Raw genomic sequence first — 22,936 nt, 5'->3', positions numbered from 1 at the left:
CTACTTCTCCTCAGCGTTGCGGGATTCGCCCGAGCGGATGACCTCGGTCCGGCGGTGCACATCGTCCAGAAGGCTGAACAGTTCGTCGTCGCTGGCCTCGTCGACACCGGCCGCGGAGCCGGTGCGTTTGGCGGTCCAGGCCGCGAGAAGTGCTTCGAGGCGGGCCGCGACGGTCTCGTAGTCGGCGTCGGCGGCCGCCGCGTCCAGGGTGGACTTGAGCCGGTCGAGTTCGGCGAGCAGGGGGTCGGGTCCGCTGCCGTGCAGCCGTGTGTGCACGAAGGCGGCGAGGCGGGCCGGTGTCGGGTGGTCGAAGACGAGCGTGGCGGGCAGGCGCAGGCCGGTGTCCGCGTCGAGCTGGTTGCGCAGCTCCACGGCGGTGAGCGAGTCGAACCCGATGTCGGTGAACGCCTGGTCGGGGTTGACCGCCTCCGGTGACGCGTGCCCCAGGACGAGGGCGACCTGGCCCACGACGAGTTGCAGCACGTCGGCCTGCGTCCACACGCGGTCGGCGGTCTGCCTGCGCCGGGGCCGTACCAGCTCCCGCAGCAGGGCGGGCGGGTCGCCGGCGCGGCGCAGCGCCGGCAGGTCGAACCTGACGGGGGCGAGGGTGGGGGTGTCCGCGGTCAGCGCGGCGTCGAACAGGGCCAGCGCGTCCGTCGTCGGCAGCGGCTGTACGCCGGCCCTGACCAGGCGGTGCCGGTCGGTGGCGGTCAGACCTCCGGTCATGCCGCTGGCCTCGGCCCAGTAGCCCCAGGCGAGCGACACGGCCGGCTGTCCCTGGGCGTGCCGGTGTGCGGCGAGGCCGTCGAGGTACGCGTTCGCCGCCGCGTAGTTCGCCTGGCCCGCGCCGCCCAGCACCCCGGCCGCCGACGAGAACAGCACGAACGCCTCCAGGTCCGAGGTCAGTTCGTGGAGGTGCCGTGCCGCGAGCGCCTTCGGCTCCCACACCCGCGCGAACTGCTGCGGGGTGAGGGATTCCACGACGGTGTCGGCCAGCGTGCCCGCGGCGTGGACCACCGAGGTGACCGGGTGTCCGGCGAGCAGCCGCGCCACCGCCTCGCGGTCGGACACGTCGCACGCCACGATGTCGGCGGTCGCGCCCAGCGCGGCGAGGTCGGCGGTCAGCGCTGCCGCGCCGGGGGCGTCCGGGCCGCTCCGGCTGACCAGCAGCAGGTGCCGCACGCCGTGCCGCACGGCGAGGTGGCGGGCGATCGTGGCGCCCAGGGTGCCGGTGCCGCCGGTGACGAGCACCGTGCCCTCGGGGCTGAGCGGCGAGGGCAGCGGTTCGGTCCGCGCCCGTTCGAGGCGGGGGACGTGGACGGTGCCGGCGCGGATCGCGAGCTGGGGTTCGTCGCCGGCCAACCGGACCTCGTCGCCGTCGGCACCGTCGACCAGCACGAACCGGCCGGGGTGCTCGGTGGCGGCCGACCGGACCAGGCCCCAGACGGCGGCGGCCTGCGGGTCGACGTCCTCGCCCGGCCGGACCGGCACCGCGTTGCGCGTGGCGACCACCATGCGCGGGGTGTCCGTGGTGAGGAAGTCCTGGATCACCCGCAGGGTCTCGACCGGCGATGTGGCGTGGTGGACCGGGATGTCCGGCCCGGTGGTCGTCGTTTCCAGGACCGGCCACGCCACCCGGTACGGCACGTCCCGCGTGGTGGCCCCGGCCGGCCGGCGCAGGGTCAACGAGGCGATCTCGGCGACCGGCGCGCCCGACTGGTCGGCGAGGGCGATCGCGCAGGTGTCCTGGCCGGTGACGGTCAGCCGGACCCTGGCGTGCTCGGCGCCGCGCCACCAGGAGATCCCGGCGAAGGAGAACGGCATCTTCGCCCGGTCGTCGGCGACGGTCACGGTCTGGATCGCGGCGTCGAGCAGGGCGGGGTGCAGGGCGAACCGGGTGTCGCCGGAGGGTACGGCCACCTCCGCGTAGAGGGTGTCGCCGTCGCGCCAGGCCGCTCGCAGGCCTTGGAAGGCCGTGCCGTAGGCGAATCCGGCGTCGACCAGGTTGTCGTAGAAGGCGTCGAGGTCGACGGCTTCGGCCTGCGGCGGCCACTGCCGCGCCCAGGGGTCCCGTGGTTCGACGGGTACGGCGCCCAGCGTCCCGGTGGCGTGCCGTACCCACTCGCCGTCCGTGCGCGAGTGGATCGAGACGCTGCGCCGGCCCTCCCGGTCGGGGCCGACGGTGACGGACACCTGCGTGCCGTCCGCGACCACCAGCGGTGTCTCCAGCGTCAGGTCCTCGACCGCCGGGCAGCCGACGTGCTCGCCGGCCCGGAGCGCCAGGTCCACGAACGCCGCGCCGGGCAGCAGGGGCGCGCCCGCGATGACGTGCTCGGTGAGCCACGGCTGCGCGGCGGTGGCGAGTCGTCCCGTCAGCACCACGCCGTTGTCGTCCGGGAGTTCCATGGCGTCCCGCAGCAGCGGGTGGTCGATCCGGCCGTCACCGGTCGGTTCCGGGGTGGTGGGGTGGAGCCAGTAGTGCTGGTGCTGGAAGGCGTACGAAGGCACCCGCACGTCCGCCGTCCCCGCCATCGCGGTCGCGGTCGTGGTCGCGGGGGGCGTCCAGCGCACCGCGCCGTCCGCCCACAACCGCCCCAGCCCCGCGAACAACCGCTCCGGAGAATCACCACCACGGCGCATCAGCCCGGTCCCCACCAGCAGCGGATGCGGACCCACCTCCACGAACCCGGTGACCCCCTGGCCCGTCAGCCACTCCATCGCGTCCGCGAACCGGACCGGCTCCCGCACCTGCCGCACCCAGTACCCGGGATCCCCCATGTCCACCGGACGCCCGGCCACCGTCGAGACCACCGGGATCACCGGCTCAGCGAACGACAGACCCGCCGCCACCCTGCCCAGTTCCTCCAGCACCGGATCCATCCGCGCCGAATGGAACGCGTGGCTCACCGCCAGCCGCCGCACCCGGCGCCCGCGGCCCCGCCACACCTCAGCGACCGCCTCGACCGCGGCCTCGTCCCCCGAGACCACCACCGCGTCGGACCCGTTGACCGCCGCCACCTCGGCACCCGGCACCAGCGACCCCAGCACCTCCTCCGCCGACGCCTGGAGCGACACCATCGCCCCACCACCGGCCAGGCCCTGCATCAGTCGGCCCCGCGCACCCACCAGGGCGCACGCGTCCTCCAGCGTCAGGACCCCCGCGACATGGGCCGCGGCGACCTCACCGACCGAGTGCCCCACCACGAAGTCCGGCCGCACTCCCAGCCACTCCACCAGCCGGAACAGCGCCACCTCCAACGCGAACACCCCGGCCTGCGTGAACTCCGTCTCCCCCAGCACCCCTTCCGCGTCCTCGAACAGCACCTCCACCGACAGCCCCAGCAGGTCGCAGACCTCGTCCAAGACCCGGGCGAACACCGGGAACTCCCGGTACAACCCCCGCCCCATCCCCGCCCACTGACCGCCCTGACCGGAGAAAACGAACGCCGACCGGCCCGGGGAGGCAGTGCCCGTGACGATTCCGGGCTGTCCGTCGATCAGCGCTTCCAGGCCGGCCGGGTCCGTCAGCACGGCACGGTGCGGGAACCGGGCCCGCGCGGCCAGGTCCGCGGCCACCTCGGCCGGCGTGACCTCGGGGTGCTCGGCGAGGAACCCGCGCAGCCTGCGGGCCTGGTCGCGCAGGGCCTGCTCGGACTTGGCCGACAGCAGCCACGGCACCGGCACGACGGCTGCGGGCGCGGGAGCGGACTCGGATGACGTCTCCTCGGCCGGCTCCGGGGCCGGTGCCTCCAGGATCACGTGCGCGTTCGTCCCGCTGATGCCGAACGCCGACACGCCGGCCCGGCGGGGACGCCCCGTCTCCGGCCACGGCCGGGCCTCGCTCAGCAGCCTGATGTTGCCGGACTCCCAGTCGACGTGCGAGCTCGGCGCGTCGACGTGCAGCGTCGGCGGCAGTTCACCGTGCCGCATCGCCATGACCATCTTGATCACGCCCGCCACCCCGGCCGCCGCCTGGGTGTGGCTGATGTTGGACTTCACCGACCCCAGCCACAGCGGCTCCACCCGCCCCTGACCGTAGGTCGCCAGCAGCGCCTGCGCCTCGATGGGGTCACCGAGCGTCGTCCCCGTTCCGTGCGCCTCCACCGCGTCCACCTCGGACGCCTCCAACCCGGCGTTCGCCAGGGCCTGACGGATCACCCGCTCCTGCGACGGACCGTTCGGCGCGGTCAGCCCGTTGGACGCCCCGTCCTGGTTCACCGCCGAACCCCGCACCACCGCCAGCACCCGGTGACCGTTGCGCCGGGCGTCCGACAACCGCTCCAGCAGCACGACACCCGCGCCCTCACCCCACGCCGTCCCGTCGGCCGCCTCGGCGAACGCCTTCACCCGCCCGTCGGCCGCGAGCCCCCGCTGCCGCGAGAACTCGACGAACCCCGACGGCGTCGCCATGACCGTCACGCCACCGGCCAGGGCCAGCGAGCACTCACCCGAGCGCAGCGCCTGCGCCGCCAGGTGGATCGCCACCAGCGACGACGAGCACGCCGTGTCCACCGACACCGCCGGACCCTCCAGCCCCAGCAGGTACGACACCCGTCCGGAGGTCACACTCGTCGCCGTGCCCGTCGAGAGATAGCCCTCCAGGTCGGGCGGCTGTGCCCCGGCGCCGTAGCCGGATGCCCAGATGCCGGTGAAGACGCCCGTCCGGCTGCCCCGCAGCGACGTCGGATCGATCCCCGCGTCCTCGAACGTCTCCCAGACCGTCTCCAGCAGCACCCGCTGCTGCGGATCCATCGCGAGCGCCTCACGCGGCGAGATCCCGAAGAACGCGGCGTCGAACTCGGCGGCGGCGTCGAGGAAGCCGCCCCACCGCGTGTACGACCTCCCCGGACCACCGGCCGGGTCGTAGAGACGACCCACGTCCCATCCGCGGTCCGACGGGAAGTCCCCGACCGCGTCAACCCCGCCCGACACCAGGCGCCACAGCTCCTGCGCCGAGCCCACTCCACCCGGGTACCGGGCTCCCAGCCCCACGACCACGACGGGGTCATCCGACACCGGAACCCCGACCGGCACGGGTGCGGCGGGGGCCTGGCGCCGGGCGCCGACCAGGAGGCCCCGCAGGTGGCCGGCCAGCGCGCCGGGGGTCGGGTAGTCGAAGACCATCGTCGCGGGCAGCCGTACCCCGGCGACCGCGGACAGCCGGTTGCGCAGTTCCACCGCGGTGAGCGAATCGAAGCCCAGGTCCTTGAAGGCCCGCTCGGCGCTGACGGCCGCGGTGTCGGGGTGGCCGAGGACCGCGGCCGTCTGGCCGGTGACCAGGTCCAGGACGCGGCTGTGCTGCTCGATCTCGGACAGGGCCGCCAGTTCCCTGCCCAGGCCCGGCCGGTCCGTACGCCGGGCGGGCCTGGTGCGGGTGAGGCGGCTGAGCAGCGGGCGGCCGGCCGCCGCCGACAGGTCGAGGTGTGCGGGGACCAGCGCGGGATCGGCGGCGCCCAGGGCCAGGTCGAACAGGGCCAGCGCCTGGTCCGTGGGCATCGGCAGCACACCGGCGCGGGCGAGGCGCTTGCGGTCGGTGTCGGTGAGGTTCTCGGTCAGCCCGCTGGCCTCGGCCCAGTGCCCCCAGGCCAGCGACACGCCCGGCAGGCCCAGGGCGCGCCGGTGCACGGCGAGGGCGTCCAGGAAGGCGTTCGCGGCGGCGTAGTTCGCCTGGCCCGGGCCGCCCAGCACACCGGCGGCGGACGAGAAGAGCACGAAGGCGCTCAGGCCGAGGTCCTTCGTCAGCTCGTGCAGGTGCCAGGCGGCGTCGGCCTTGGGCCGCAGCACCCGGTCGATCCGGTCGGGCGTGAGGGATTCGACGACGCCGTCGTCGAGCACGCCGGCGGCGTGCACGACCGCGGTCAGCGGACGCTCGGCCGGGATCGAGTCCAGCACGGCCGCCAGCGCGTCCCGGTCGGCCACGTCGCAGGGCACCACCTCGGCGTCGAAGTCCACCTCCGCCCCGCTCCTGCTGAGCAGGAGCAGGTGCCGGATTCCGTGCTGTTCGCGCAGGTGCCGGGCGACGAGGCGGCCCAGTGTTCCGGTGCCCCCAGTGATCAGTACGGTGCCGTTCGGGTCGAGCGGGCTGGGCGCCGCGGCCGCTTCGGCCCGGACCAGGCGGGCGGCGTGGGCGGCGCCGTCGCGGACGACGAGCTGCGGTTCGTCCCCCGCGACGAGGACGCGGTCGTCGGTGTCGACGAGCACGAACCGGTCGGGGTGTTCCGCCTGGGCCGCGCGGACCAGGCCCCAGACGACGCTGGACGGCAGGTCGACGGGCTCCGGCCCGACCGCGCCGCGGGTCACGACGGCCAGCCGGCCGTCCCCGTCGCGCAGGAAGTCCTGGAGCACGCCCAGCGTCTCGGCGGCGACGGTGTGCGCGGCCGCCACGGGGTCTCCCGCCGGGGGCGTGACGTGGTGGACGGCCGGGGGTTCGCCGGTGCTCTCGACGGGCACCCAGTCGAGGCGGAAGAGCTGGTTGGTCCCGGCGGCCGCCATGCCCGGCGGCCGGTGGCGCACGGTCAGCGCGTCGATCACCGCCAGCGGCCCGGATTCGTCGGCGAGCGCGACCCGGAAGGTGTCGGGGCCGGTGGGTGTGAGGCGGACCCTGGCCGTGGAGCCGGCCTTCCGCATCGACACCCCGGCGAAGGAGAACGGCAGGCGGCCGGCCGCCAGCAGGGTCAGCGGCTGGAGTGCGGCGTCGAGCAGCGCGGGGTGGAGACCGAAGCGGTCGCGGGTGTCGGCGGGCAGCGCCACCTCGGCATAGAGCTCGTCGCCCTGCCGCCGGATCTCGCGGACGCCCGCGAACGCCGGCCCGTACTCGTAGCCCTGGGCGGCGAGGGTTTCGTAGAAGTCGGTCAGGTCGACGGGTTCACCGGCCGGCTGCCAGGTCTCGCCGGTGTCGTACGGGTGGGGGCGGTCGCCGGTCGCCAGCATGCCGGTGGCGTGCCGCAGCCAGGTGCCGCCCGTCCGGGAGTGCACGGTGACGGGGCGTCGGCCCGTCCCGTCCGGCGCGCCGACGACGACCTGGACCGGGACGGAGCCGTCGTCCGGCAGGATCATGGGGGCTTCCAGCACCAGTTCGTCGAGGACGTCGCAGCCCGCCTGCCGTCCGGCGTGCAGGGCGAGTTCGACGAACACGGTGCCGGGCAGCAGCACGGAGCCCAGGACGACGTGGTCGGCCAGCCACGGCCGGGTGGCCGTCGAGAGCCGCCCCGTGAGCAGGACGCTCTGGTCCCCGGCCAGTTCGACGACGGCCCCGAGCAGCGGGTGCCCGGCCGAGTCCAGTCCCGCCGCCGACACGTCGCCCTTCGCGGCGACGGGGTTCAGCCAGTACGGCCGGTGCTGGAAGGCGTACGTCGGCAGCGGGACGTGGTGGGGCTCGCCGGGGAGGACCGGCGTCCAGTCGACGGCCACGCCTTGCGTGTGCAGGCGCGCCAGGGCGAGGTGGAACTCCTGCCGGCCGCTGTCGCGGCGCAGCGTGCCGGTCACGAGGCCGTCCATCACCGGCGCCAGGACGGGGTGCGGGCTGACCTCCACGAACACGCCGTGCCGGTCCTGCGTGAGGGCTTCGACGGCGAGGTCGAACAGCACGGGTTCGCGGAGGTTGCGGTACCAGTAGTCGGCGTCGAGGGCGGAGGTGTCGATCTCCTTGCCGGTGACCGTGGAGTAGAACGGGACGTCCACCGTCCTCGGCTCGATCCCGGCGAGGTCGGTGAGCAGTTGCTCGCGGATCGCCTCGACCTGCGCGGAGTGGGCGGCGTAGTTGACGGGCAGGCGGCGGGCGCGGATGTCGTCGGCCTCGCAGGCCGCCAGCAGCTCCTCCAGCGCGTCCAGGTCACCCGAGACGACGACCGAACCGGGGGCGTTGACCACCGCCACGGTCAGCCGGCCGTCCCAGCGGGCCGTGAACTCGACGGCCCGCTCGTGCCCGAGACCGACCGACACCATCCCGCCCTGGTCCGCCAGGGCGACCAGGGCCCTGCTGCGCAGAGCGACCACCTTCGCCGCGTCCTCCAACGACAACGCCCCCGCCACGTACGCGGCCGCGATCTCGCCCTGCGAATGCCCGACGACGGCATCCGGCTCCACACCATGCGCACGCCACAGTTCGGCCAGCGCCACCATCACCGCGAACAGCGCGGGCTGCACCACATCCACCCGCTCCAGCGACCCACCGCCGGTCAGCACCTCCACCAACGACCAGTCCGTGTACGGCGCCAACGCCGCGTCACACGCGTCGATCACCTCCCGGAACACCCGCTCCGAGCCGTACAACTCCGCGCCCATGCCCACCCACTGGGCACCCTGCCCCGGGAACACGAACACCGACCGACCCGGCGAACCGGCCACACCCGTGATGACGCGGGGGTCTCCGTCGGCGAGGGCGGCCAGTTCCGCCATGAGGTCGGTCCGGGTGCTGCCCACCAGCGCCGCCCGGTGGGCGAGCATGGCGCGGGTGGTGGCGAGGGCCCGGCCGATCGCGGCCGGCCGGAGTCCGGGGTGGGCGGTGATGTGGTCCGCGAGCCGTCGGGCCTGGGCGCGGAGGGCGTCGTCCGTCTTGCCGGACAGCAGCCACACGGTGGGCTCCGCGGAGTCGTCCGCGGCGGGTCGTTCGGGGGTTTCCTCCGGGAACTGTTCGATGACGACGTGGGCGTTGGTGCCGCTGGCCCCGAAGGCCGAGATGCCCGCGCGGCGGGGACGCCCCGTCTCCGGCCACGGCCGGGCCTCGGTCAGCAGCCGGATGTCACCGGTGTCCCACTCGACGTGCGGCGTGGGCTCCTGGACGTGCAGCGTCGGCGGCAGTTCGGCGTGCCGCATCGCCATCACCATCTTGATCACGCCGGCCACACCGGCGGCGGCCTGGGTGTGGCCGATGTTGGACTTCACCGACCCCAGCCACAACGGCTCCACCCGGTCCCGGCCGTACGTCGCCAGCAGCGCCTGCGCCTCGATCGGGTCACCGAGCGTCGTCCCCGTACCGTGCGCCTCCACCGCGTCCACCTCGGACGCCTCCAACCCGGCGTTCGCCAGGGCCTGGCGGATGACGCGTTCCTGGGAGAGGCCGTTGGGCGCGGTCAACCCGTTGGACGCGCCGTCCTGGTTCACCGCCGAACCCCGCACCACCGCCAGCACCCGGTGACCGTTGCGACGCGCGTCCGACAAGCGCTCCAGCAGCACCAGCCCCGCGCCCTCACCCCAGGCCGTGCCGTCAGCCGTCGACGAGAAGGGCTTGCACCGGCCGTCGGGGGCCAGGGCGCGCTGGCGGGAGAACTCCGTGAACTGGAGGGGGGTCACGCTCACGGTCACCCCGCCGGCCAGGGCGAGGGTGCACTCCCCCGAGCGCAGTGCCTGCGCGGCGAGGTGGATCGCCATCAGTGACGAGGAGCAGGCGGAGTCGACGGACACGGCCTGGCCCTGGAGGCCGAGCAGGTAGGAGACCCGGCCGGAGGTGATGCTCGGTGAGATGCCGGTGGCGAGGTAGCCCTCGGTGTCGGGCGGTGCCTGGTCGGGGCTGCCGACGTAGCCGGAGGACCAGATGCCGGTGAACACACCCGTCTGGCTGCCCCGCAACGACGTCGGATCGATCCCCGCGTCCTCGAACGTCTCCCACGCGGTCTCCAGCAGCACCCGCTGCTGCGGATCCATCGCCAACGCCTCACGCGGCGAGATCCCGAAGAAGTCGGCATCGAACCCCGCCGCGTCCGCGAGGAACCCACCCGACCGCGTGTACGACGTCCCGGGATGATCCGCGTCCGGATGGAACAACCCCTCGACGTCCCACCCACGATCCGACGGGAACGCCCCGATCGCGTCCACCCCACCCGACACCAGGCGCCACAGGTCCTCCGGCGACCCCACCCCACCCGGATACCGGGCCCCCATGCCCACGATCACCACCGGATCGTCCGACACCGGCACCGCCGGCGCCACCGGCACCACACCCTTTGCCGCACCGGAGAGTTCGGCCGTGAGGTGGTCGGCGAGGTCGGCGGGGGTGGGGTGGTCGAAAACGAGGGTCGCGGGCAGCCGCAGGCCGGTGGCGCCGGCGAGGCGGTTGCGCAGTTCGACGGCGGTCAGGGAGTCGAAGCCGAGGTCGCGGAAGGCGAGGCCGGGGGTGACCGCGGCGGCGTCGGTGTGACCGAGGACGGTGGCGGTGTGGGCGGCGACCAGGGACAGCAGGTCCGACGCGGGGGCCTTCGGCGTCGGCAGGGTCTGCGGCATCGAGAGGTCGGCCGTGGTCAGCGCGGGACGTCCGGCGGCCAGCGCGGTGTCGAACATGGCCAGGGCGCGTTCGGTGCTGATGGGGCGGACGCCCTTGCGGGCGAGGCGTTGGCGGTCGGCCGCGGTGAGGTGGGCGGTCATGCCGCTCTCCTGCTCCCAGTAGCCCCAGGCCATCGACACGGCGGGCAGTCCGAGGGTCTGCCGGTGCGCGGCGAACGCGTCGAGGTAGGAGTTCGCGGCGGCGTAGCCGGCCTGGCCGGCGTTGCCGAGCACACCCGCGGCCGCGGAGAACAGCACGAAGGCGGCGAGGTCGTGCTCGCGGGTCAGCTCGTGCAGGTGCCAGGCGCCGTCGACCTTGGGACGCAGCACCCGGTCGAGCTGCTCCGCGGTCAGCCGTTCCATGACGGTGTCGTCGAGCACGCCGGCCGCGTGGACGACGGCGGTGAGCGGATGCTCGGCCGGGATCGAGTCCAGTACGGCCGCCAGCGCGTCCCGGTCCGCGACGTCACAGGCCACGACCCGCACATCGGCGTCCCCTCGCAGCTCCGGGTGCGGCAGCGCGCCGCCGCCGCGGCTGAGGAGCAGCAGGTGCCGTACCCCGTGGCGGGACACCAGGTGCCGGGCGACGGCCTGGCCGAGGGTGCCGGTGCCGCCGGTGATCAGCACGGTCCCGTCGGGGTCGATCGGCTGGGGGACGGTGAGGACGATCTTGCCGGTGTGGCGGGCCTGGCTCATCAGCCGGAAGGAGTCGACGGCCTGGCGGAGGTCCGCGGCGGTGACCGGCAGCGGCTCCAGCGTCCCGTCGGCGACCATCGCCACGACCTTGGCGAGGATGTCGCCCTGCCGCGCGGGGTCGACGTCGTTGAGGTCGAAGGCCCGGTAGATCAGGCCCTCGGGTGAGCGGACGTCCGTCTTGCCCAGCTCGACGAACCGTCCGCCGTCGGCGAGCAGCCGCAGGGAGGCGTCGGTGAGTTCTCCCGCGAGCGAGTTGAGGACGACGTCCATGGTCGGGAACCGGTCGGCGAACAGGGTGTCGCGGGACGAACCGATGTGGTCGTCCGCCAGTCCGAGGCGCCGCAGGGTGTCCCACTTGGCGGGGCTCGCGGTGGCGAAGACCTCCGCGCCGCTGTTCAGGGCCAACTGCACGGCGGCCATGCCCACGCCGCCCGCGCCGGAGTGGACCAGGACCCGGTCGCCGGGGCGCAGTTCGCCGAGGTCGAACAGCCCGTACCAGGCGGTGGTGAACGCGATGGGCACCGACGCCGCCTCGGTGAAGCTCCAGTCGTCGGGGATCGCCGTCAGGAGCCGGTGGTCGGCGACCGCGCGCGGCCCGAAGGCGCCGGGCATCATTCCCGTGACGCGGTCGCCGGGCCGCCAGGCCGTGACGCCGGGGCCGACCTCGAGGACGGTGCCGGCCCCTTCGCCGCCCAACGGGGGCCGGTCCGGGTACATGCCGAGGGTGATGAGCACGTCGCGGAAGTTCAGGCCGGCCGCGCGTACGGCGACCCGTACCTGTCCGGGTTCCAGCGCGGCCTCCTGCCAGGGCAGCAGGGCCAGGTCGTCCAGTTGCCCGGTGCCGGACTCGCTCAGCCGGTACGCACCGTCGGGGGCGGCCAGTTCCGGGGCGTACCTGGCCTGCCGCGGCACGAGGACGCCGTCCCGGCGCAGGGCCAGTTCGGGTTCGTCGCCGGCCGTCATGGCGGCCCGGACCGCGTCCTCCTCGGACGCGTCGCCCATGTCGACCAGGACGAACCGGCCGGGGTGCTCGGCGGCGGCGCTGCGGACCAGGCCGCGTACGGCCGCGCCGGCCACGCCGCGGGTCAGGACGGCCAGGCGTGCGGCCGCCCGCTCCGGCTGCTCGGCCAGGAAGTCCTGGACGAGCGCGCGGGCCCGCTGGACGAGGGCGTGCACGGAGTCCGCGTCGGCTTCCGCGGTGAGGACCGGGCTCGGCACCACCTCGGTCGGCGTGCCCGCGGTGAGGGGCACCCACCGGGTGTGCAGCACCGCGGCCCGGGCCTCGGCGGCCGGACGGACGGTCAGCGCGGTGATGTCCGCGACCGGGTTGCCGGACAGGTCGGTCACTGTCGCGCGGTAGGTGCCGGCGCCCGTGCGGGCCAGGTGGACCCGGGCGGACGACACACCGGTGGTGTGCACGGCGACGCCGGAGAAGGAGAACGGCAGCCGGACCCGGGTGTCGGGGCTGAGCAGGATCAGCGGCTGGAGTGCGGCGTCCAGGAGCGCGGGGTGGAGGCCGAAGCGGGCGCCGTCGGGGACGGACACCTCGGCGTACAGTTCGTCCTCGCCCTGCCACAGCTCCCGCACGCCCCGGAACGCGGGTCCGTACTGGTATCCGAGTCCGTCGAGGAAGGCGTAGAACCCTTCGGGGTCCACGGGTTCGGCGTTCCTCGCGGGCCAGTCGAGGCGACCGGCCGTCACCTGGCCGCCGAGGGTTCCGGACGCGTGGCGGACCCAGCCGTCGCCGCCCTTGGAGTGCACGGTGACCGGGCGGCGGCCGGCGTCGTCCGGGGCGCCGACCGAGACCTGGATGTCCGTGGGGGTGTCCGAGAGCGCGAGGGGCAGGTGCAGGACGAGGTCGTCGAGGGTCCCGCCGGCCAGGGTGGCGAGTTCGAGGAAGGCGGTGCCCGGCAGCAGGACCGTGCCGTCGACGGCGTGGTCGGCCAGCCAGGGGTGGGTGCGGGTGGAGACGCGGCCGCTGTGCACGGTGGTCCCGTCGGGCAGTTCGACCGTGGTGCCCGCCAGCGGGTGCCCGGTGCCGTGGTCGTCGGCCGCCGGGGTGAGCCAGTAGGTGCTGCGCTGGAAGGCGTAGCCCGGCAGCCTGACGCCGTGCGGGCGCTCGTGCGGCCAGGTCACGGCGACACCCTGGACGTGGAGGCGGGCCAGGGCGGTGTGGAACTCCCCGATGGCGCCGTGGTCGCGGCGCAGGGTGCCGGTCGCCACGCCGTCCAGGTCCTGCACCAGCACCGGGTGCGGGCTGACTTCCACGAACACCTCGTGGCCGTCGGCGGTGAGCCGGGCGGTGGCCAGGTCGAACCGTACGGGTTCGCGGAGGTTGCGGTACCAGTAGCCGGCGTCGAGGGCGGCGGTGTCGACGGGTTCCGCGGTGACGGTGGAGTAGAAGGGAATCGCCGCGGGCCGGGGCCGGATGTCCGCGAGGTCGGTCAGAAGCTGCTCGCGGATCGCCTCGACCTGCGCCGAGTGCGCCGCGTAGTCGACGGGGATGGCGCGGGCGCGTATGCCGTCGGCCTCGCAGGCCGCCAGCAGTTCCGCCAGGGCCCCGGGTTCGCCGGACACGACGACGGTCGAGGCGGAGTTGACCACCGCGACGGTGATCCGGTCGCCCCAGGGGCGCAGGTAGCCGGCGGCGTCGTCCGCGGACAGCACGACCGAGACCATGCCGCCGTGTCCGGCCAGGGCGACCAGGGCCCTGCTGCGCAGGGCGACCGCCTTGGCGGCGTCCTCCAGGGACAACGCGCCGGCCACGTACGCGGCCGCGATCTCTCCCTGCGAGTGCCCGACGACGGCATCGGGCTCGACCCCGTGCGCACGCCACAGTGCGGCCAGGGCCACCATCACCGCGAACAGCGCGGGCTGCACGACGTCGACCCGCTCCAGCGAGCCACCGCCGGTCAGCACCTCCACCAACGACCAGTCCGTGTACGGCGCCAACGCCGCGTCACACGCGTCGATCGCCTCCCGGAAGACCGGCTCCGAGCCGTACAGCTCCGCGCCCATGCCCACCCACTGGGCACCCTGCCCCGGGAACACGAACACCGACCGACCCAGCGGGCGGGCGATCCCGGTGACCAGACCCGGCGCCACGCCGCCCTCGGCCAGGGCGTCCAGGGCCTCGGCGCTGCCCACCACCACGGCCCGGTGCTCGAACACCGTGCGGGCCGCCAGAGCACCCCCGACCGCCGCCGCGCTCACCTCGGGACGCACGGCGGTGAAGGCACCCAGCCGGCGCGCCTGCTCCCGCAACGCCGCGTCCGACTTCCCCGACAGCGGCCAGAGGACCTGGTCGTCCGCGCGGCCCCGGGGAGAGGGTGCGGCGGAGTCGGCCTCGGCGGGCTGTTCGAGGATGCTCTGCTCGATGATGACGTGGGCGTTGGTGCCGCTGATGCCGAAGGCGGAGACGGCGGCCCGCCGTGGCCGCCCGGTCCCGGGCCAGGCGACCGGTTCGGTGAGCAGGCGGACCGCGCCGGAGGCCCAGTCGACGTGCGGGGTGGGCGCGTCCACATGGAGGGTCCTCGGCAGTTCGCCGTGCCGCATCGCCATGATCATCTTGATCAGGCCGGCCACGCCGGCCGCTGCCTGGGTGTGGCCGAGGTTGGACTTCACCGACCCCAGCCACAACGGCTCGTCCCGCTCCTGACCGTAGGTCGCCAGCAGCGCCTGGGCCTCGATGGGATCACCGAGCGTGGTGCCGGTGCCGTGCGCCTCCACCGCGTCCACCTCGGACGCCTCCAGCCCGGCATTGGCCAGGGCCTGACGGATCACCCGCTCCTGGGAGGGGCCGTTGGGCGCGGTCAGCCCGTTGGACGCGCCGTCCTGGTTGGTGGCGGAGCCTCGGACGACCGCCAGCACCTCGTGGCCGTTGCGGCGGGCGTCGGACAGGCGTTCCAGCAGCAGCAGGCCGGCGCCCTCGGCCCAGCCCGCCCCGTCGGCCGCGGCGGCGAAGGACTTGCTGCGGCCGTCGGGTGCGCTCGCCCCCTGCCGTGACATCTCGGTGAACAGCGTGGGTGCCGCGTTGACGGTCACGCCGCCGGCCAGGGCGAAGGAGCATTCCCCCGAGCGCAGCGCCTGAACGGCCAGGTGCAGGGCCACCAGGGACGACGAGCAGCCGGTGTCCAGGGACAGTGCCGGGCCGAGCAGGCCCAGCTGGTACGCCAGCCGGCCGGACCCCACACTCGACGCGGTGCCGGTGACCTGGTAGCCCTCCAGGTCGTCGGGGACCGGCCCGGCGGCGTAGCCGGTGGACCACACGCCGGTGAACACGCCGGTGGACGTGCCCTCCAGCGTGGTCGGGTCGATACCGGCGTACTCGACGGTCTCCCACGCGGTCTCCAGCAGGATCCGCTGCTGCGGGTCCATCGCCAGCGCCTCACGCGGCGAGATCCCGAAGAACGCCGCGTCGAAGTCGCCGGCGGCGTCGAGGAAGCCGCCCCGGGACGTGCTCGACGTGCGGGGGCGGCTGCCCGTCGGGTCGTACAGGCGGTCGAGGTCCCATCCCCGGTCGGCCGGGAAGTCGCCGACCGCGTCCACGCCGTCCGCGACCAGCCGCCACAGGTCCTCGGGGGTGCCGACGCCTCCGGGGTAGCGGCAGCCCATGCCGATGACCGCGATCGGCTCGTCCGTCGCGGCCGGGGCCGGGGCCTGCGGCGCGTCCTGCTCGCCGGAGTCGCCGGACAGGTGGGCGGCCAGCCGTGCCGGGGTGGGGTGGTCGAAGATGAGGGTGGCGGGCAGTTTCACCCCGAGCGCGGCGGTCAGGCGGTTGCGCAGTTCCACCGCGGTCAGCGAGTCGAAGCCCAGGTCCTTGAACGCCTGCCGGGGGTCGAGCCGCTCGGGGGTGGCGTGTCCCAGCACCCCGGCGACGTGGGTGGTGATCAGCTCCAGCAGGTCGGTGCCGCCGACGGGGGGCGCGGGTCGGGGGGCCTGCGGCCGGCTGTGGGTCTCGGGCAGGTCCCGCAGCAGCCGGCTCGGCCGCGCGTGGGTGTAGGCGCGGGCGAACTGCGCCCAGTCGGCCTCGGTGACGACCGCGAGGGCCTCGTCGTGGTCGAGGACGTCCTGCAGCGCGTCGAGTGCCCGGCCCGGGTCCAGTTCGCCGAGGCCGAGCAGGGTGCGCTGGCGCTGCACGGGCTCCAGGGCGGCCATGCCCCCTTCGGCCCAGATGCCCCACGCGACGGAGGTCGTGGCGCGGCCCTGGGCGCGGTGCTGGGCGGCCAGGGCGTCGAGGAAGGCGTTGCCGGCGGCGTAGGCCGCGCCGTGGCCGTCGCCCCACACGCCCGCGGTGGAGGAGAACAGGACGAAGGCGTCGAGGTCCGGCAGGAGTTCCGCCAGGTTCGCCGCCCCGGCGACCTTGGCCGTGATGACCTCGGCGAACTCCGCCGGTGTCGTGTCGGCCAGCCTGGTCGCCCTGATCGCACCGGCGGTGTGGAAGACCGCGCGGATGTCGCCGACGCGCTCGACGAGGTCCCGCAGGGCGTCCCGGTCGGCCACGTCGCACGCCACCACGGTCACCCGCGCCCCGGCTGCCTCCAGTTCGTCGCGCAGGTCGGCCGCGCCGAGTGCGTCGGGGCCGCGGCGGGAGGCCAGCACGATGTGCTCCGCGCCCTGCCGCGCGAGGCGGCGGGCCACGTGTCCGCCGAGCGCGCCGGTGCCGCCGGTGACCAGCACCGCGCCCCGCGGCCGCCAGGACCGCGCGGCCGGGCCCGACGGGGCCTTGCGGCGCAGCCGCTTGGCGAAGCGCCGGGCGCCGCGGATCGCCACCTGGTCCTCGCCCGTGCCGGCGAGCACGACGAGCAGCGCGTTCACGCTCTCCTCGTCGGGCACGGCGGGAAGGTCGACCAGGCCGCCCCAGCCGTGCGGGAACTCCAGCGCCGCGGACGCGCCGGTGCCCCATGCCAGGGCCTGGGCCGGGCTGGTGACCGGGTCGGTGCCCGAGGTGCTCACGGCGCCGCTGGTCGCGCACCACAGCGGGACGGCCGCCGTCCGCACCGGGTCCGGGGTGCGGAGCAGATCCAGGGTGCGGACCAGGCCCGCCGGGAGCACCGGGTGGTCGGGGTGCGGCTCCTCGTCCAGCGCCAGCAGCGACAGCACACCGTCCGGCCCGGGCCGGGCGTCGCCGGTGCCGGCCGCGTCCCAGGTGTCGGCCACCGCGAAGCCCCGGTCGCGCAGGGCCTCGGCCCACGGGTGCCCGGTCGGCGCCAGGACGAGCCAGCGGGCGGGGTCCACCGGGGCCGCGGTGGCGCTCGTCGGCGCCCATGCCACTTCGTACCGCCAGTCGTCCCGGGGCACCGGCGGCGTCGCGGTCACCCAGTAGGGCTCGCGCTGGAAGGCGTACGTGGGCAGGTCCGCCCTGGCTGCGGTGCGGGGCAGGACCGGAGTCCAGTCGACCTCGGCTCCGGCGGCGTGGAGGCGTCCCGCCGCGGCGAGGAACTCGGTGAGGCCGCCGTGGTCGCGGCGCAGTGTTCCGGTGGCGGCGGCGTCCAGCGCGGGCACCAGCACCGGGTGCGGGCTGACCTCCAGGAACAGGTCGTGGCCGTCGGCGGTGAGCCGGGCGGTGGCCAGGTCGAACCGAACGGGCTCGCGGAGGTTGCGGTACCAGTAGCCGGCGTCGAGGGCGGAGGTGTCGACCGGCTCGCCGGTGACCGTGGAGTAGAACGGGATCGCCGCCGAGTGGGGCGTGATGTCGGCCAGTTCGGTGAGCAGTTGCCCGCGGATCGCCTCGACCTGCGCGGAGTGGGCGGCGTAGTTGACGGGCAGGCGGCGGGCGCGGACGCCGTCGGCCTCGCAGGCGGCGAGCAGGCCGTCCAGCACGTCGAGGTCGCCGGACACCACGACCGCCGCGGGTCCGTTCACCACGGCGGTGGTCAGCCGCTCGCCCCAGCGGGCCAGGTAGCCGGCGGCCTCTTCGACGGACAGCGCGAGGGACACCATGCCGCCCCGGTCGGCGATGGCGGCCAGTGCCCTGGACCGCAGCGCGACGACCTTGGCGGCGTCCCGCAGCGACAGTGCGCCGACGACGTAGGCGGCGGCGATCTCCGCCTGGGAGTGGCCGACGACGGCGTCCGGCTGCACGCCGTGGGACCGCCACAGGTCGGCCAGCGCCACCATGACGGCGAACAGGGCCGGCTGCACCACGTCGACGCGGTCGAGCGAGCCGTGGCGCAGTTCGTCGACCAGCGACCAGTCGGTGTACGGGGCCAGGGCGGCGGCGCAGGCGTCGATGCTCGCGCGGAAGACCTCGGACTGCTCGTACAGGTCACGGCCCATGCCCGCCCACTGCGCCCCCTGCCCGGGGAAGACGAACACGGTCCCGCCGGTACGGGCCGACGGCCCCGGCAGTCCCGGCAGTCCCGGCAGTCCCGACGGGAGCGCGGCCAGGCCGGACAGCAGGTCGTCCCGGTCGGCGCCGACCACCGCGGCCCGGTGCTCGAACCGGGTGCGGGCGGCCAGGGCGCGGCTGATCGCGGCGGCCGGGACGTCGGGGTGGGCGGTCGCGTACGCGTGCAGCCGCTCGGCCTGGGCGCGCAGCGCGGCGTCGGTCTTCGCGGACAGCAGCCAGGCGGTGGGGGTGGCCCGTCCGGCGGGCTCGGGAAGGTGGGCGGGGTCCGGGTCGGAGGACTGCTCGATGATCAGGTGGGCGTTGGTGCCGCTGATGCCGAAGGCCGAGATGCCGGCGCGGCGCGGGTGCTCGTGCTCCGGCCACGGCCGGGCCTCGGTGAGCAGCCGGACGCCGCCGGAGGACCAGTCGACGTGCGGGGAGGGGGCGTCCACGTGCAGGGTTCCCGGCAGTTCGCCGTGCCGCATCGCCATGACCATCTTGATCAGGCCCGCGACGCCGGCGGCGGCCTGGGTGTGGCCGATGTTGGACTTCAGCGACCCCAGCCACAACGGCTCGTCCCGGTCCTGACCGTAGGCGGCCAGCAGGGCGTGGGCCTCGATGGGGTCGCCGAGGGTGGTGCCGGTGCCGTGGGCCTCCACCGCGTCCACGTCCGCCGCCGACAGCCCCGCGTTGGCGAGGGCCTGACGGATCACCCGCTCCTGGGAGGGGCCGTTGGGCGCGGTCAGCCCGTTGGACGCGCCGTCCTGGTTGACCGCGCTTCCCGCGACGACCGCCAGCACCCGGTGACCGTTGCGGCGGGCGTCCGACAACCGCTCCAGCAGCACCAGGCCGGCGCCCTCGGCCCAGCTGGTGCCGTCGGCCGCGGCGGCGAAGGGCTTGCTGCGGCCGTCCGCCGCGAGGCCGTGCTGGCGGGAGAACTCGGTGAAGCCCAGCGGTGTCGCCATGATCGTGACACCGCCGGCGAGCGCCAGCGAGCACTCGCCCGCGCGCAGGGCCTGGGCGGCGAGGTGGACGGCGACCAGGGACGACGAGCAGGCGGTGTCCACGGACAGCGCCGGACCGCGCAGCCCCAGGTGGTAGGCGACCCGGCCGGACGTGACGCTGGTCGCGACGCCGGTGAACAGGTAGCCCTCCAGGTCCTCCGGCAGGCCCGGCCCGGTCGCGTAGCCGGACGACCAGACGCCGGTGAACACGCCGGTGTGGCTGCCGCGCAGCGAGGCCGGGTCGATCCCGGCGTGCTCGAAGGTCTCCCAGGCCATCTCCAGCACGAGCCGCTGCTGCGGATCCATGGCGAGCGCCTCGCGGGGCGATATCCCGAAGAACGCCGCGTCGAAGCCGGCCGCCGCCTCCAGGAACCCGCCCCGGTTGATGTACGTGGTGCCCGCGCCGCGCAGTTCCGGGTCGTACAGGCCGCCCAGGTCCCAGCCGCGGTCGTCCGGGAAGTCGCCGATCGCGTCCACGCCCTCCGCGACGAGCCGCCACAGGTCGTCCGGCGAGGCCACCCCGCCGGGGAAGCGGCAGCCCATCCCCACGATGACGACCGGGTCGTCGTCGTGGGCGGCCGGGGCGACGGGGGCCGACCGGTCGCCGGGGCCGGTGCGCAGCCAGTCGATCAGCTCCGCGGGCGTCGGGTGGTCGAAGACGAGACCGGAGGGGAGCTGCCGGTCCAGGGCGCCGGCCAGGCGGTTGCGCAGTTCGAGCCCGGTGACCGAGTCGAAGCCGAGGTCCTTGAAGGTGAGCGCGGGATCGATGTCCGCGGGGTTCTCGTGGCCCAGCACGAGCGCGATCTGCGCGGTGACCACGGCGGCCGCGTCCACCGTGTCGCCCGACCCGGGGTCACCCGGGTCCGTGCCGCCGGTCCCGGCGGTCTCCGCAGCGCGCGTCCCCGGGCCGGCCGGGGTCCGTCCGCTCTGCCCGGCCGTCGCTTCGGGCAGCCAGTACGAACGGCGTTGGAAGGCGTACGTGGGCAGGTCGACCGGCGCGGCCTCGGTGACGGCCGGGGACCAGTCGACCGGCACGCCGGCCACGAACAGCCGGGACAGCGCGGTCAGGAAGGCGTCCGGCCCGCCCCGGTCACGGCCCAGCGTGCCGGTGGCGACGCCGGGCACGCCGGTCCGCTCGCGGTCCTGTTCCAGGGTCTGTTCGAGGGCGGGCAGCAGCACCGGGTGCGGGCTGACCTCGACCACGACGTCGTGCCCGTCCGCCAGCAGTGCGGCGGTGGCCAGGTCGAAGCGGACCGGCTCGCGCAGGTTGCGGTACCAGTAGCCGGCGTCGAGCTCCGTGGTGTCGTCGAGGAGGCCGCCGGTGACCGCGGAGTAGTACGGGATGCTGCCCTGCCGCGGCCGCACACCGTCCAGTTCGGTGTGCAGCCGCTCGCGGATCGCCTCGACGTGGGCGGAATGGGAGGCGTAGTCCACCGGGACGACGCGTGCGCGGACACCGTCCGCCTCGCAGGACTCGACCAGTTCGGACAGGGCCTGCGTGTCGCCGGACACCACGACCGAGCCGGTGGCGTTGACCACGGCGACCGTCAGCGCGCCGCCCCAGCGCGCCACGTGGTCCTCGGCCCGCTCGGCGGACAGGGCCACGGACACCATGCCGCCCCGGCCGGTCAGCGCCACCAGGGCCCGGCTGCGCAGTGCCACGATCCGGGCCGCGTCGGACAGCGACAGCGCGCCCGCGACGTAGGCCGCGGCGATCTCGCCCTGCGAGTGCCCGACCACCGCGTCGGGCTCGACACCGAAGGAGCGCCACAGCTCCGCCAGGGACACCATCACCGCGAACAGGGCGGGCTGCACGACGTCCACGCGCTCGAGCGGGGCACCGTCCAGGACATCGGCCAGGGACCAGTCGGTGTACGGGGCCAGGGCCTGGGCGCACTCGTCCATGGCCGCCCGGAACACGGGGTACGCGGCGTACAGCTCCCGTCCCATGCCCACCCACTGCGCACCCTGCCCCGGGAACACGAAGACGGTACGGCCCGGGGTGCCGGCCCGGCCGGCGGCGACCTGGTCCGAGTCGAGCAGGACCGCGCGGTGCGCGAAGCGGGTTCTGGTGGTGGCCAGCGCGTGCGCGACCTCGGCTCCGGTCAGGTCCGGGTGGCTGCGCACGTGTTCGCGCAGGCGCTCGATCTGTGCCCGGAGCGCCTGCTTGGTCCGCGCCGTGACGATCCACGGCGCCGGCCGGTCCTCGGGGGCGGGCCGCCGGGCCGCCGGCGCGGCCGCGTCGGGCGCCTGCTCGACGATCACGTGCGCGTTGGTGCCGCCCATGCCGAACGACGACACGCCGGCGAGCAGCGGCGCGTCCGGCCGCGGCCAGGGGGTCAGAGCGGTCTGGACCCGCAGCGCCAGTGCGTCGAGCGGGATGCCGGGGTTGGGGGTTTCGTAGTTCAGGCTCGGCGGCAGTGCGCGGTGGTACACGCTGAGGACGGCCTTGAGCAGACCGACGATGCCCGCGGCGCCTTCCAGGTGGCCGACGTTCGTCTTGGCGGATCCGACCCGCAGGGCGCCGTCGGCGTCGCCGGACCCGGCCGGGTCGCGGTAGGCCGCCGCGAGGGCGGCGGCCTCGATGGGGTCGCCGACGGCGGTGCCGGTGCCGTGCAGCTCCACGTACTGCACATCCGCGGGACGCACGCCGGCGCGGGCCAGTGCCTCGCGGATGACCTGTTCCTGGGCCTGCGCGCTGGGCACGGTCAGGCTCCGGGTGGCGCCGTCGTTGTTGACCGCGCTGCCCCGGATGACGCCGTAGACGCGGTCCCCGTCGGCCAGGGCCCGGTCCAGCGGTTTCAGGACGAGGAAGGCGCCGCCCTCGCCGCGGACGAAGCCGTTGGCCCGGGCGTCGAAGGTGAAGCAGCGGTCGTCCGGGGACAGGCCGCCGAACTCCGCCGCCCCCTCCTCGCGGGCGGCGGTCAGATTGAGGTTCACCCCGCCGGCCAGGGCGACCGTCGACTCGCCGCGGCGCAGGCTCTCGACCGCCAGGTGCACCGCGACCAGCGCCGACGACTGGGCCGTGTCGACCGTCATGCTCGGTCCGCGCACGCCGAGGAAGTGCGAGACGCGGTTGGCGATGACGCCCCGGCTGGTGCCGGTCAGTGTGTGCGGCGTGATGTGACCGGGGTAGGCCAGGGACGTGTAGTCCTCCCACATCGAGCCGACGAACACCCCGGTCGGACCGCCCGTCAGCGTGCTCGGCACGATCCGGGCGTCCTCCAGGGCCTCCCAGGCGAGTTCGAGCATGAGCCGCTGCTGCGGGTCCATGCCGGCGGCCTCACGGGGGGACACCCCGAAGAACGCCGCGTCGAAGCCGTCCACCCGGTCCAGGTAGCCGCCGTGCCGTACGCCCTGCCGGCCCGCGGGCGGCGCGGTGATCGCGTCGGCCCCGTCGCACAGCAGTCGCCAGAACGCCTCCGGATCCGGGGCTTTCGGCAACCTGCCCGCGATTCCGATGACAGCGACACGATCAGCGTCCGAATCCAGGGGGAAGCGCATCACATCGACACCTCGTGAGCCGGGGGGATGAAGGAAGGCGGGGGTGTTTCCGTAGCAGTCCCGATGGTGCGGCTCCGGCCGCGCGAGCGGCCGGATCATCGAGCGCGCGGGCAGCGCCCGGCGACCCGGTGGTATCCGGACCCGG

Annotated in this window: 1 protein-coding gene; it reads right to left on the bottom strand. The window is 74.9% G+C overall.

The window, feature by feature from the left end:
• The gene (locus ACFWP2_RS27685) at nucleotides 1-22,791 is read right to left on the bottom strand and encodes an SDR family NAD(P)-dependent oxidoreductase (RefSeq protein WP_380456279.1); all 22,791 of its coding nucleotides are present in this window, start codon (nucleotides 22,789-22,791) and stop codon (nucleotides 1-3) included.
• Between the last annotated feature and the right edge of the window lie 145 nt (nucleotides 22,792-22,936).

The organism is Kitasatospora sp. NPDC058444 (assembly GCF_042721415.1).
Lineage (GTDB): Bacteria > Actinomycetota > Actinomycetes > Streptomycetales > Streptomycetaceae > Kitasatospora.
The sequence above is the reverse complement of the archived record's forward strand: the minus strand, read 5'-3'. Positions and strand labels throughout refer to the sequence as shown.

Bases quoted from the DNA above. Each gene is read 5' to 3' on its own strand.
- ACFWP2_RS27685 (WP_380456279.1), bottom strand. From the start codon at position 22,791: ATGCGCTTCCCCCTGGATTCGGACGCTGATCGTGTCGCTGTCATCGGA.